The following is a 13992-nucleotide window of genomic DNA, read 5'->3' as shown; positions in this document are numbered from 1 at the left end:
TTTACCTCCATTCTCTTGGAGAAAACACAATACCTTAAATATCTATATTCTACAACATATTTCACAATAACGTTAAACCAATTTACGGAAACAAAATACATTCTTTGGTCATACGAAGGGTATAAATCCATCTGAAAAATTGTGCTGCCTTCCAACAATTGTATTTAAAAATCCACCCAGTATTGGGGGAATTTAGCTAGAGAAAAATGTTATAGCTAGAGTAAAGCCTCAAGAGAAACAGTAAGCAAGATAAAGCAAGCTCTAAGAAAAAGCTTGCTTCTCAAACAAACAACCTCACCGATTTAAGCGGTGAGGTTGTTTAGAGTTTTCATTCTTAACAAAGTGTAGACAGGAAGTTTTACGTTTTACTTCTTATAAAGCTTGAACGTTAAAGAATTATCTCCAACAAAACTACGAATTAAAATAGAAGCTGCAGTATTATTTCTAAACTTAAAATCAAGTTCTGGGTAAGCTACAGTTGCGTCTTGCCCAGGCGGTACGTAACTGATGGGCAAAGTATGGCGATGTCGTTCAATAATTTGTAAGCCTGCAAGAATTACCGCGTTATACAGTGTGGAGGAAACTTGACAAACCCCTCCGCCAAGTCCAGGAGTAAAAGAATTTCCTTCTATAATCAGAGCTTCTTTATACCCCGCTTCAGCAGTTCGTTCTCCGACACTTTTATTGAAGGAAAACCGTTCTCCAGGCGCTAAAAGTTTCCCATCAAGTGCTTTCGCTGCCAAGCGAATGTTCTCCGTTCTATTGGCCAAGCCAGGATCAAAGTAGGTCGTATATTGGGCGATCGGCAATGGTTCCCGGACAGTAAGGTTAAGTTTTATAGTATTTGCAAAACCATTGATAACCCCAGTGTAAACTGTGGTACCTACTTTACTGGTATCAATCGTCTGCGGATTCCACTGGACAGGCAGATTCTCTGTATCACTATTATAGAGTTTTGCGGGGACTGTTGTGGGTAAAGAATAACTTTCATTTTGGGTTACTGTTTGATTAAGGTCAGCTATGGAATAGATACTCGTACCTTTCACTGCTCCTGAAATCAAACGTTTTGAGTTTGCCATTATTTCGTCTGATACCACTCCGCTTCCGCCAAAGGCAACTAAATCGGGACTTAGGTTATTCGCACAAAAATTCTCAAAGTAGCCGGCTGTTGCTTTGGGCAATGTAGGGATGGAAGGATCAACCATAATTATGGGTTCGCCCTTTTGAGCAGCCACCGTACTTCCGGCCAGGGCATCTGCAAAGCCATAACCGTTGGCGAGATAGACCGTTGCCGGATTGGTCGCAAAAGTTTTAGCAATAATCACATTGGTATCAAATCGTGATTGCCCCATTAACCGCTCGATACTTGCCCCAGGCAGAAGATCGCTGATTTCGGAGATTATATTATTCGAGATTAGAACTTCTCCGCCAGTAACAAAAACTTTCGCCGGTTTTAGTTCCCGCAAATAATTTCTCAACTGTTCAGGGAGTTCCTTGGCAGGTGACAAAAGAATTGGCCAGTCTTTATTAGCAGCAAAGCTCGAAATACTTAACGCATCGGAATAGTCTTCACCTGATGAAATTACAACGGATGATCCCGTTGTAGTATGAAGAGATTCAGCTATGCGGTATGATGTATCATAGCGATCTAAACCGGCAATTCGTACAATTTGGGCAAATCCTAGTTCATTAAGTTCAGTTTCAAACTCATCCCCAATAATTCCCACCCCCCCAATAATATAAACTGTTCCAGAGGGATCAAGATGTTGGCGAATATAGTCAAAGGCATCTTGCGAATTCTCAACAGTTGAATTAACTAAGAGTATAGGAGCTTCTTTAGTATGAGCCAATACGCTTGCTGAAATTCCGTCAGCAAAGTTATTTCCTGTTGCCAGAATAACATGATCCACTTTGCCGCTGCAATAATACTCTGAAATGGCCTTGGCTGTCTCATATTTTGTCTTCCCAGCTAAACGATTCATCTTAACACTTTGTGACATACTAATATCCGAACTTGAATTATTCGTTGCAGCATAAACCGGGAACCCTGCCATCATTGTGTTACAAACGATAATGATAGACGCGATCATCTTTTTGCTCATCAAATACTCACTCCTTCAATTATCGAGATAATTATCTCATGCTGAAGAAATGAAGAGTGTCGAAGTGAGCATGCTGCTGATGCACTTTTAAACGACGAACGTGTCCTATTTGAACGAATTTGGTATATTATTCCAGTAGAGAGTTTTGCTGCCTACAATTCTCTAAAACGAACCCGAAAGTTGGCAACAACCTCCTCGAACTCAGAAAATCCCTCATTTTCAAGCAAACGCCCGTAATTTGCCTGCTTCGTCTTAGTATCGATAACTGTATTCCAGAAATACTGTATCATCCCTTGAGCATCTCTCTGTTTCATTCGTAAACGCAAACCACGAGTCGCTTTCTTAAACCGTTCTGAAGAAGTTGGTGATTGCAAAATAGGGTTAAATAAATTGACTTCCAGAAAATCGAGGATTTCTTGCTCTTTAGTCATAACGCCCCTCCTACTTTTTAATCATTCTGCCAAGGAACCACTCCCACTTGAAGCGGGATTCTCACAATTGGATGAAGAAAAGTATATTAGTTATGACTATGAGACAAGTCGCCAATCTATGATAATTGTGAACTTATCCTTACATTCTCTTCCCATAATAATAAAAAAGAAAAATTGCTAAAAACAATTGAATAACTATAATCGCTGCAACCATCAGGATAATGACACTCTTTGCTCCCATAAAACTTAAGGTCAAAACCAAAATACTTAAGAGATAAATCAACACTTGATTGACTTTAGCACCAACCTTTTCTTTTAAGCGTATATTTCGTTCATCATTACGTTCAATGGCTATTCTGTGTTTCCTTGTTTCACCTTCGGTCTTTGATACCAAAAGATCATCAAAAAACTTTCCTATTCCGAGACAAAACAAAGCTGCGCCAAGCCCAATGCCCAACCCAGAAAGTTGTTTTACTGCTTCACTGACCAAAACAAATTCTCCCACATAAAACAGGACGGCTCCTGCGACTGTTAAAAAAGCATATAACCACAATTTACCTTTCTTCACTTCTACTCCCCCTCATAGAAAAATATCTCTTCGATACTCAGATTAAAGAAATGAGCAATCTTAAAGGCCAACATGATCGACGGGTTATAACGGCCATTTTCCAAAGAACTAATTGTCTGTCTAGATACTTCCAATCTATCAGCAAGTTCTTCCTGTGTAATTCCGCGTTCTCTTCTGATTTCTTCAAGTTTATTTTTCAAGAACATGCCTCCAAACATAAATTGTAAAGGACACTTTCCGTATAAGCTATGATAACGCGAATCCTGTCAGATGTAAAGTTAACTTTACCATTATGCCTAAATAAAGTCCTGTATAATGCTTAGTAAAAATTTGATCTATCCCAAATATGGCTTTGCAGTTGAACGGAATCATCCTCTGGTATTAATAACTTCAAAGTGAACTCGTTCAGCTAAAGATGAACATCGGGGCTTCAGGCGGGGACTTTACCCCACCTGAAGTTTACGAAGGATCCCCCCCACTTAAAAAGTGGAGGCCTTAAAACTGGACAAATTGGCAACGCTTATTTATTTTGAAGCATAAAAAGGGTGTCGCTCCACGAACTAATCAAATTCGTTTTGCGACACCTCGTAAGAATGGCGCCAGAGGCCAGACTATAATTGCTTTACGCCTTTTAAATCACGTGTCAAATAGATGTCGACATCATGGCCGGTTGCTCGATGGCAATCTAAACAGGATTGGGCTTTTTTTATGGTCTGATAATGATCTACTCGGGGAGTGTTTTTGAGTTTAGCTGCATTAGGAAATGACTTATCATCCCCTAGATGACATTGAAGGCAATTTTGATCGGATACAATTGCCTGGGTAGGAATCGTATAATCGCCGCTGAAATGTTGGAATACGTAATTTAGACCCCGCGCCTTGGCCTGAACTTTTCCCAGCTCTCCTCGTGGTTGATGACAGTCCAGACAGTTTACGTCTTTGTGGGCAGACGTTTGCCATGAGATTAAGTATTTATTCACCTCATGACATGAACCACAAAAGGGTGGAGTTGAGGTAGCATAATAACCGACTTGAAACAAAGCATATAAGCCAACAAACGTAAAGGCAGCACTTAAAATAATTTTTTTCCACATAGTTTTACTCTCCGGCAGTTTTCTTTTTTGGTAGTATGTGAGAAAATAATTATTTTAATGAATTGACTTTGAGACATTTTAAGTCATAATATCATCTACAGTTTGCTGGTAAATAGGTTCTTCGGGATACATCCTTTACAGAAACTAAGGCAATTGCTCTAATGGCTGCAATTTGACTAAAGTTGAAGTGCCTTTCTTTTTCAACTGGATAAGCTCAGCTCCATCAGCGGAACAATAATTTTCATCCCCCTGCAATGTGACCTCTTTAAGATGTCCATCTCTAACAACATAGGCTTTCTGATTATTGCAGACAATTAGTTGTCCATCAACACCTATAATCGCATGTGTATTTGAGTTGAAGGGAATCGAACCTTCCCATTCGGTTGTTAAAGAAGGGTTTTCTTTAACATCTGGAAGGTCATTCGTAGTTTTTATCTTTACAAGTTGATTGTTCTTTACTTCTCCGATATAGACTTTTCCTTTTCTGACACCGAGGATTCGATCTGAAGTATTTTTAGTGATAGTATAACGTTTGTTCTTTTGCAAAGCAGTATCATATTGGATTGCTGTGATCTGTTGAAGCGCACCTATCTTACTATCAATATAAAGGGTTCCATAGCGGTCAGAGGCAGCCATATTATCGATTTGTTCTTGTGATTGACTTAGAATACTAACCTTTTTCATCACATCTATCTTCATAAGCTGCTGCTTGGAACCTGTCTTCACGGTCAGATACATCAAATTTGTAACTGGTGAAACAACAAAGTTTTCGATTTTTCCGCCTGCAGGGAACTCTTTACTGCCGCTCTCAAACGGATTCAAACGATCATCCGGGGCTGCATCTTCATCACTATCCGGAAGTTCTAAAGAATATAGTTCCGTAAGCTGAGGATTACCATACCGTTTTTCCAGTTTTGGCTGAAGTGATGTCTTGGGAACTGCTTTTTCTTGCTTAGGGTCTTCGGTATTGGGCGAAATTGTAAGCGTTGAAACTTCAGACTTGGCCGGATAGACTTTTACAGTCGTAACAGCATTGGGGTTTTTTCGGGCATAAAAATAAAGCAAAATATTGCGATCCGGCAGCCATTGGTAATTAAGAACCCCTAATGTTTGATCTTGAGCTGAGGGCGGTTTTTTTTCAAACACAATGGTTCCCTTTTTTAGATTAAAAACCTTCAGTACATTATTTTCCATATACGCAACATAATCTTTGGCATAAGAAACCTGGATATTAGATAACCCCGTACCCGGGACCGTTGCTTCAAACTTGGTCGTTATGGCTGGTTCATTATCTGTACCTGACGTTCCCAAAACTTGTTCCATTTGCTTGTTTAACAAAGAGTACCCTCCAAATTGCAGGATAAGGGAAACGACTATCCAGACAATTAGGGTACGCAGTTTCTTGTTCATGCCTTATTCTCCTTTGGGGTCAGTGTTTAAAATTTAAAGGTCATTATTTGCTGTCCTTCGGCATAACCACAAAGGCAGTTGGCAGATAACGTTCACCGGCCCAATCCCAGAGTTTATTAAGCACTTTTCCATTATAGAAGAGCTCTGAAGAAGAACCGCCATCCAGATTAGCCGCATTGACTGCCCCATAATCTCTGAACAGATTGTAGAGGTCACTCATTTTGGCCCCTAAACTCCAAAGCGGCTGACGTCCGTCAATGACAACCAAGATAATCGTGCCATCTTCTTTCTGTCCGATTGCTGTGCGAGGCCCTATTCCCCATTCTGAGTCCTTAAATTCACAGCGTTTTCCATCTTGGATTAAAGGAGGCCAGAAAAACACCGCTTCCTGAATATTTTTCTTTTTAACTTCATCTGCCATAATTTGTCCGACAATCAGTTTGCCTTCCTTATCCAAAGCTACAATGTCTGTGCTATTGCTGCCGATGTTGTTTTGGACAATCTCCCCCTTATGTACGGTTAACCCATCCGGAAATCCCCCGTTTCCCGCACCGTTAGGATCACAAAACCCTCCGCCATTAATTCCGGCGACAGCCCCCGTATCTTTCACAAAGTCGCTCACCCGTTCCCCTTTAACACCTAAATCTTTAGTCACAGCAACTTTTATCCGTTTAGGATCCTTGATGAGCATGACTTTGCCTTTGAACGTCTTGCCGGTAATCGTTTCTATTGTGATTCCAGCAGAGGTATCGGTCACGGCACTCTGAACTGGGGTATTCGAGTTCAGGTTTGAATTATTATAATTGTTTACAATATCGCTAATTTCCTGATCAGAGAGAAAGGCCTTAACAACCTGAGGGTGGCGTGACGTTAGAACAGACCCCACAGCTATTGTTTTAGTGGCTTCAAAAGGCCCCCAGAACGTGATAAAAGGGGCAAGGAGCACCGTAAAAAGGACGTTAAAAATAATAAAGCCAACAATCTTAGTTAGGCGTATCTTTCTTTTCTTCCACATAATGCCTCCTTTACTTTACGACAAAAGCCGTAGCAAGATAACGTTCACCAAAAACATTCCAAAGCCGGTTCTGAACCTTGCCCTGAAAGAACATTTCTGAAGAGGAGCCGCCATCAAGATTTACAGCATTGACCGCATGATAATTTTCAAAGACTTTGGCCAGATCGCCCAAAGTCGCTCCCAGGCTCCATGAGGGTTGGCGGCCGTCAATGACAACAAAAATAACCGTTCCATCCGCCCTTTGCCCAATGCCTGTCCTGGGAGCAATTCCCCAGCCGCCGTCTCCAGCAATCACTACTTTGCCGTTAACCATCAGATTGGGGCTAAAGGTTACCGCTTCACGCATGTTATTATCCTGTAATTGTTTTGCAGTCATGCGGCCAAGAACAAGTTTCCCCTGCTTATCAAACCCGGCAATGTTAACAGCCTTGTCTCCTATATTGTTAGAGACTATTTTTCCATCCTGCAGCGTTATCCCATCGGGAATCGCTCCATTACCCTTGCCATCAGGATCATAGAAGCCTCCGGCATTAATTCCGGCGATTGCTCCCGTGTCTTTAACGAAATCACTGACCCTTTCTCCTGTGATCCCAATATTCTTAGTAACTGCCAATTTAACCCGTTTGGGGTCTTGAATCAGCATCACTTTGCCCCTATAGGTTGGACCTGTTATATCCTCGATTGTAATTCCCGAACTTGAGTCGATAGCCTTTGCTGTCCCATCTATCTGCCTATTATTGGCGTTTTGATTGTATATTGGCTCCGCACTTACTTTGGGACTGGTGAAGGTCGTAAAGGCTATCACACCTATAACTACAACACTCAGCAATAACCAGTTAACCGAAGTCTTTTTAGGCTTAGCGATCATTAGAAGTCTTTTCTTAATCTGAGACTTTGAGCCGCCTAAACTTGCTATACAGGCCATTCGAGGAGCTGAAGAGTATGTCTCAGCCAATTTGATCAAGGTATATGCATAATCGTTGGCCTGCTCAGGGGTGATACGAGATATCGCTCTGGCATCACAGGCCATCTCCTGGTCTTCCTTCATTCGAAAATAGGCATACCATAGTAAAGGGTTAAACCAATGAATTGTGACCAATAACCGTGCTATCCAATTTACCCATAGATCTTTTCGTTTAAAGTGCACTAACTCATGTAATAAAATATAGTTTATTTGTTCTGAATTAAATGTTTGTTCAAAACCAAAGGGTAATAATATACGCGGACGGAATAAGCCAAATAAGGCTGGGCTCTGCACATATCTTGTTCTAACCAAGGGAATTTCTGTATCTATTTTCAATTTCAATTTGAGGTTATTAAAATTCGAAAGCAGTCTTTCGTCGGTTATTAATTCATTTCCGATTTTTGCGGAAAACTGTTTGTTACTAATAACAGTAAGGACTGATAAAAGCAAAACTCCGGAGAACCAATCTATGTATATTAGTTGAATAATAATGGGAACACCATTACTTGACCTCTGTGCCGTCGCTGTCGATATCGCCTTATTGTCTGTGCTTACGGCTACAGGAGTATTGTCTAAATGAGATTGTACTTCTTTCTTTTCATAATCGAGTTGATGTGACTGGTTAAAGATTGCTGCAATACTTTGCTGTAATTGAGAAAAATCGAGAAAATTGTAAACACTAACAGAACTAGCGGGTGTCCAAGGCAACAGCAAACCGATAAGTAAAACTGACCAGAGCATATAGTGATAGCGAACTCCTAGTTTAGCTCTGAGGGCAAACTTTACCCCTAACAATAAAATCACAAAGATGCTCGCTTTGGCAGAAATCATCATAACCCAGTTAAAAAGGCTGAGATAATTCACCAGTTGTTGCAACAGCATCTTCATTCCTCCCTTATTTCAAGGAGTTGCTTTAGTTCTTCAATTTCAACTTGAGAGAGTTTTTCCTCCTTAAGAAAGGTGACAAGCATCGGCTTTAAAGCGCCGCCAAAAACACGTGTCAGGAAAGACTTACTCTCAGCTTTAATGCATTCTTCCTCAGTTATCAGTGGATAGTAGCTATAAGATCTTCCTTCTTCTTTAAAAGCAAGGGCTCCCTTTTTTACAAGCCTCCCGATTAAAGTCTTAATTGTGTTCGGTTTCCAATTCGTCGATTGTTCTAAGGACTTTACGATCTCATTGGCACTGCATGGCGCCGATAACCAACAGATCTTCATAACTTCCCACTCGGCATCTGATATATTAGGTATTTTGTTCATTAATATAACAACATCCTTTCTTAGCGTTAGGTAGTTTAAGATCGCGCGTAAGGTTTACATGTGTAGTTGATAATTATATTACATTTGTAAACTAATATTGTCAATAAATTTAAGGAGAATTTTCGTTTACAATCAACACTTAAGTCAAGGAAGACAGAATAAGGATCTATTTTGTCTGATTAATTAGTGGGTAAAGCTAAAGGCCTCTGCACAGTGTGGCAGAGGCCTTTGGGGTGGGTTTTAGAGAATAAGAGAGGAACTTTCCCTTACCAGCTATTTTATAACAATAAGAAGTTCTCCGGCTTTGACTTGCTGTCCTTCTTTAATATTGACTGAGCTGACGATCCCTGCGGAGGAACTGGTTATTCTTGTTTCCATTTTCATGGCTTCGATAACCACAAGAGTTTGGTTTTCCGTAACCTTGTCTCCTTCTTTAACCATCAATGTCACAACAGTCCCCGGAATAGGGGAACCTATTTCGTTTTTATTTTCAGGATCTGCCATTTCCGTCAAACTATATTCGCCCGACTGAGTGAGAGGGTTACTGTTGTTCCAGTTCTTGTCCTTGATTTTAATTTCTCTTCGATTCCTGTTGACTTCAAACACGAGAGTTCGATATCCTTCCAGATCTGGTTTCTCAAGGGAACGAAGCTTAATCATCAAGCTTCTTCCTTCAGCAACCTCAGCCTCGATAATTTCCCCTTCACTAAGACCATGGAAAAAGACATCACTTCCAAGCCTGCTCAAATCTCCATATTCAGCCATAACTTTCAAGAATCCTTCAAACACTTCCGGATATAAAGCATAGCTCAGAATATCTTTCTTCGTTGGTTCAAAACCATATTTATCTCTTAAATATTTAAAGATCTCGTCAAAATCCTCAGCCGGAAGGAGTTCACCGGGACGTTCTGTTATCGGTCGTTCTCCCTTTAAGACCAGCTCCTGAAGTTTTTCAGGGAATCCCCCCATAGGCTGGCCTATCATACCTTTGAAATAGGCTACGACGGAATCAGGAAATGTCATATTCTTGGCTTTTTCATAAATATTCTCTGGGGTGAGGAGATTTTGAACCATAAATATGGCGAAGTCCCCAACAACTTTAGATGAAGGAGTGACTTTTACAATATCCCCCAACATCCCGTTCACTTTTTTATACATTTCTTTAATCTCATTGAACTTATGACCAAGTCCGAAGCTTTCAACTTGAGGCTTAAGGTTAGAGTACTGGCCTCCAGGAATCTCATATTTGTAGATCTCGGCCGATCCAGACCTCAAACCCGACTCAAACTTGCCGTATACCGGCCGCACTGCTTCCCAGTAATCAGATACTTTTTGAATTCCTTGCAGGTCAATCCCAGGGTCTCTTTCCGTATTTTTAAGTGCCGCAGCAATAGAATTCATGGCTGGTTGACTCGTCAAACCTGACATGCTGTTAAAGGCAGTATCGACAATATCTACACCTGCTTCCACAGCCATAAGAACCGTAGCTACCCCGTTACCCGTAGTATCATGGGTATGAAGATGGATAGGCATTCCGATCTCACTTTTCAAGGCGCTGACCAACTTATGGGCCGCATGGGGCTTCAGAAGAGCTGACATGTCTTTGATGCAGAGAATATGGGCACCGGTTTTTTCGATCTCTTTCGCCAGCTTAATATAATAATCCAAGTTATATTTTTCTTTCCGGCTATTAAGGATATCTCCCGTGTAACAAATGCAGGCTTCGGCAATTTTCCCGTTCTTTAATACTTCATCAATGGAAATCTCCATGCCTCTCAACTCATTTAGAGAGTCGAAGATCCTAAAAACATCTATGCCCGCAAGCGCTGACTCTTTAATAAATTCTCTGATGACATTGTCCGGATAATTCTTATAGCCTACCCCATTCGCACCTCTTATGAGCATCTGGAACAGAACGTTTGGAATTCTTTTTCTCAGTTGCTCCAGCCTTTCCCAGGGAGATTCCTTCAGGAACCTGTAGGCCACATCAAACGTTGCGCCTCCCCACATTTCCAGAGAAAATAAATCCTTGCCCAAAACAGAAGTTGCCTTGGCGATCTTGATCATATCTTTCGTTCTAACTCTTGTCGCCATCAGCGATTGATGTGCATCCCTCATGGTCGTGTCGGTAAGCAGCACCTTCTTTTGGGCGTTTACCCAGTTAACAAGTCCCTCAGCGCCTTGAGTATCAAGGATCTGTCTGGTCCCGCTCAGATCGTTCGGACTAACATCATGAATCTGCGGTACCTTAGGGACATCGTATTGCAGTTTTATCCCCATCGTCTCATTAACAACGACATTGCCAAGAAATTTCAAAAGCCGGCTTTCGTCATCAGTCTTATGCGTGAACGAGATCAGGTCAGGATTTTCCTCGATGAAACCAGTATGGCACTCACCCTGCATAAACTGCGGATGGTTGAGGACGTTAATCAGAAAACCGATATTCGTCTTCACGCCTGTAATCTGAGTTTCAGTAATTGAACGAATGGATTTTTTAATGGCATCCTGGAAGCTCCTGGACCAAGAGATATTCTTAACGAGGAGGCTGTCATAATAAGGGCTGATTTCAGCCCCTGTAAATCCGTTGCCGCCATCCAGCCTGATCCCAAATCCCGAACCAGTCCTGTATGATTCAATCTTCCCTGTATCGGGAGCGAAATTATTGGCAGGGTCTTCGGTTGTGATTCGGCATTGAATGGAATACCCATTGAGTTTAATGTCCTCCTGGGAGTTTATCCCGATCTCAGGAGAATTCAAAGCATATCCTTGGGCGATCTTAATTTGGGCTTGAACAATGTCTATCCCTGTCACCATCTCCGTAACCGTATGTTCAACCTGAATCCGCGGATTCATTTCAATGAAATAATAATTCCCCTGATTATCGACCAGGAATTCCAAGGTTCCCGCGCTCCTATAATTTACGGCCCGAGCAATCTTCAGGGCATCCCGGTAAATATTGTTTCGGATTTCCTGAGGGATAGAAAAAGCCGGCGTAAATTCCACGACCTTCTGATGCCTTCTCTGGATTGAACAATCACGTTCAAACATGTGAACTATGTTACCGTACTTATCGCCAAGGACCTGCACCTCAACATGCTTCGGTTTCTCGATGAATTTTTCCATAAAGATATGATCAATACCAAAGGCTTTTTTAGCTTCACTTTTGGCACTTAAGAAAGCAGACTCCAACTCGCTCTCATTTCTGACAATACGCATTCCCCTTCCGCCGCCTCCGGCAGCTGCCTTAAGCATCAAGGGGTAACCACATTCTGCTGTATGAACTCCTGCCTCATTCACAGTTTTAATGTCTCTCTCATAACCAGGAATGATCGGAACACCGACGTTCTTGGCAACAATCTTTGACGTAATCTTGTCCCCCAACTGCTCCATCATCTCCGCAGTTGGTCCAATGAACTCAATACCTTCCTGCTCACATCGTTTAGCAAATTCAGGGTTTTCCGACAAGAAGCCGTATCCTGGATGAATAGCATCCACACCCTTCTTAATTGCCAAACTGATGATCTCCTCAATATTCAAATAAGCATCAACAGGGCTTCTGCCTTCGCCGATAAGATAAGCTTCATCAGCCTTGCTTCTGAAGAGAGAATATTTATCTTCGTTGGAGTATATTGCTACAGTTCTTATTCCCAGTTCATTACAGGCTCTAAATACCCTAATGGCAATTTCACCTCGATTGGCGACCATCACTCTTTTAAAATTACCCATGACTGTTTTCCTCCATCTATGTTTGTTATCTTACTATGTTTGTTATCTTAGATCCTATCGAGGCAGTTCAACAGCGAGTTTTGGCAATACATCTATCTTGATTTGATTAACAAGCACTTAACTATTATACTTTATAGTTCACTCGCTTACATTATTTTCTGCTCTTGAACAGATCAATTTAGCAACACTATGATCTATAGTAACATAAAATTAATTTCGATGTATTAATACATTGAAATTATTAGCTGCCCTTGACATGGATGAATCTCTTTTCTGATTAAATATAAGCCTTATTATATACCAGGATTAAAGAGAATGCGTTGGAAAACCTCAAAAATAACCAAACAACCATAGTCAAGAGAAATATAACCTGATATACTCATTTTGGGCGGTATCATTTGAACTGCACCTATGGAACTTTGACAATTTAAATGGTTCTGCCTAGACCTGCTACAGGCAAGGACAGAGGGATAAAACTGTTATGTAAAAAAGTTCCTTCTGGCTTAGGAACTTTTTTTAATTAACTTGTTTTCTCGCCTCTCCTGAAAAAAGGAGGAAGAATTATGAAATCAACAACAGACTTCTTGGAAATGAAACGGCAAAGAAAGAAAATTGTCATGCTGACGGCTTATGATTATCCATCCGCTAAACAAGCTGAGCTGGCAGATGTGGACATGATTCTCGTTGGTGATTCCCTTGGCAATGTTGTTCTTGGTTATGATTCAACAATTTATGTGACCATGGAGGACATGATTCATCATGCAAAGGCAGCAAAACGCGGTGCTAGTAACACGTTTCTTGTCGTGGACATGCCCTTTATGAGCTATCATCTATCTGTTAGGGATACACTCTTAAACGGAGCAAGGCTTATCCAGGAAACCGGTGCCCAGGCGGTAAAAGTGGAAGGCGCTGATGGAGTACTTTTACACATCGAAGCACTTGTTAAAGCCGGTATTCCAGTTGTTGCTCATCTGGGACTTACTCCGCAATCAGTAGGAGTCCTGGGCGGATTTAAAGTACAAGGAAAAGACGTTGAAAGCGCCAGAAAACTACTCGAGGATGCAAAACGATGTCAGGAAGCAGGAGCATTTGCGATTGTCCTCGAATGCGTTCCCAAACAGCTCGCCGAGGAAATTTCATCATCTGTAACGATTCCTACTATCGGGATTGGTGCGGGAGTGCATACAGACGGACAAGTCCTTGTCTACCATGACGTCCTCACCTATGGTGTGGAACGCGTTTCCAAGTTTGTTAAACCCTATGCGGCTATAAACAAACAAATTGTTGACGGCATACAGACATACGTTAAAGAAGTACGAAGTGAACTTTTCCCCGATGATCAACATAGTTTTACGATGAACGACGAGCAATTAAAAACACTTTATGGCGGCAGGTAATAAACGCTGTCTGTTTTTCCCTATTA

The 13992-nt window shown here is 41.3% G+C and carries 10 protein-coding genes and 2 pseudogenes; 1 reads left to right on the top strand and 11 read right to left on the bottom strand.

Going from position 1 to position 13992, the window contains the following annotated elements:
- Positions 1-365: 365 nt before the first annotated feature.
- The 11 genes and pseudogenes from DEAC_RS17180 to DEAC_RS17135 all read right to left on the bottom strand — a co-directional run bounded on the left by DEAC_RS17180 (position 366) and on the right by DEAC_RS17135 (position 12569).
- Positions 366-2102 carry a cell wall-binding repeat-containing protein gene (locus DEAC_RS17180; RefSeq protein WP_047811306.1) on the bottom strand — a complete coding sequence of 579 codons (1737 nt, stop codon included), beginning with the start codon at positions 2100-2102 and terminating at the stop codon, positions 366-368.
- Positions 2103-2254: 152 nt separating this feature from the next.
- Positions 2255-2533, bottom strand: a complete 279-nt coding sequence (locus DEAC_RS17175; RefSeq protein ID WP_047811305.1) for a hypothetical protein — start codon at positions 2531-2533, stop codon at positions 2255-2257.
- 139 nt (positions 2534-2672) lie between these two features.
- The gene (locus DEAC_RS17170; protein WP_047811304.1) at positions 2673-3101 is read right to left on the bottom strand and encodes a hypothetical protein; all 429 of its coding nucleotides are present in this window, start codon (positions 3099-3101) and stop codon (positions 2673-2675) included.
- 2 nt (positions 3102-3103) lie between these two features.
- Positions 3104-3301: a helix-turn-helix transcriptional regulator gene (locus DEAC_RS17165; protein WP_047811303.1), complete on the bottom strand. Its 198-nt coding sequence runs from the start codon at positions 3299-3301 to the stop codon at positions 3104-3106.
- A gap of 411 nt (positions 3302-3712) precedes the next feature.
- Positions 3713-4195, bottom strand: coding sequence for a cytochrome c3 family protein (locus tag DEAC_RS17160; RefSeq protein WP_047811302.1), 483 nt, complete (start codon positions 4193-4195; stop codon positions 3713-3715).
- Positions 4196-4339: 144 nt separating this feature from the next.
- On the bottom strand, positions 4340-5605 hold the full coding sequence (locus tag DEAC_RS17155) for a hypothetical protein (protein ID WP_047811301.1): 1266 nt from the start codon (positions 5603-5605) through the stop codon (positions 4340-4342).
- A gap of 43 nt (positions 5606-5648) precedes the next feature.
- Entirely contained in the window at positions 5649-6620 is a 972-nt protein-coding gene (locus tag DEAC_RS17150) for a phosphodiester glycosidase family protein (RefSeq protein WP_083996250.1), read from the bottom strand.
- Between the two features lie 10 nt (positions 6621-6630).
- Positions 6631-7323, bottom strand: a pseudogene (locus DEAC_RS24820) (phosphodiester glycosidase family protein); the annotation flags it as partial.
- A gap of 171 nt (positions 7324-7494) precedes the next feature.
- Positions 7495-8415 (bottom strand): annotated as a pseudogene (locus DEAC_RS24815) (M56 family metallopeptidase); the annotation flags it as partial.
- Positions 8416-8468: 53 nt separating this feature from the next.
- Positions 8469-8843: a BlaI/MecI/CopY family transcriptional regulator gene (locus DEAC_RS17140; RefSeq protein WP_047811298.1), complete on the bottom strand. Its 375-nt coding sequence runs from the start codon at positions 8841-8843 to the stop codon at positions 8469-8471.
- Between the two features lie 273 nt (positions 8844-9116).
- Positions 9117-12569 (bottom strand): pyruvate carboxylase, encoded by a 3453-nt coding sequence (locus DEAC_RS17135; protein ID WP_047811297.1) that lies wholly within the window; start codon positions 12567-12569, stop codon positions 9117-9119.
- A gap of 563 nt (positions 12570-13132) precedes the next feature.
- On the opposite strand from DEAC_RS17135, the gene panB reads away from it, so the two are divergent.
- On the top strand, positions 13133-13966 hold the full coding sequence (gene panB / locus DEAC_RS17130) for a 3-methyl-2-oxobutanoate hydroxymethyltransferase (protein WP_047811296.1): 834 nt from the start codon (positions 13133-13135) through the stop codon (positions 13964-13966).
- Positions 13967-13992: the final 26 nt, after the last annotated feature.

This window comes from Desulfosporosinus acididurans (genome assembly GCF_001029285.1).
GTDB lineage: Bacteria > Bacillota > Desulfitobacteriia > Desulfitobacteriales > Desulfitobacteriaceae > Desulfosporosinus > Desulfosporosinus acididurans.
This window is presented reverse-complemented; position numbering and strand designations above follow the sequence as displayed.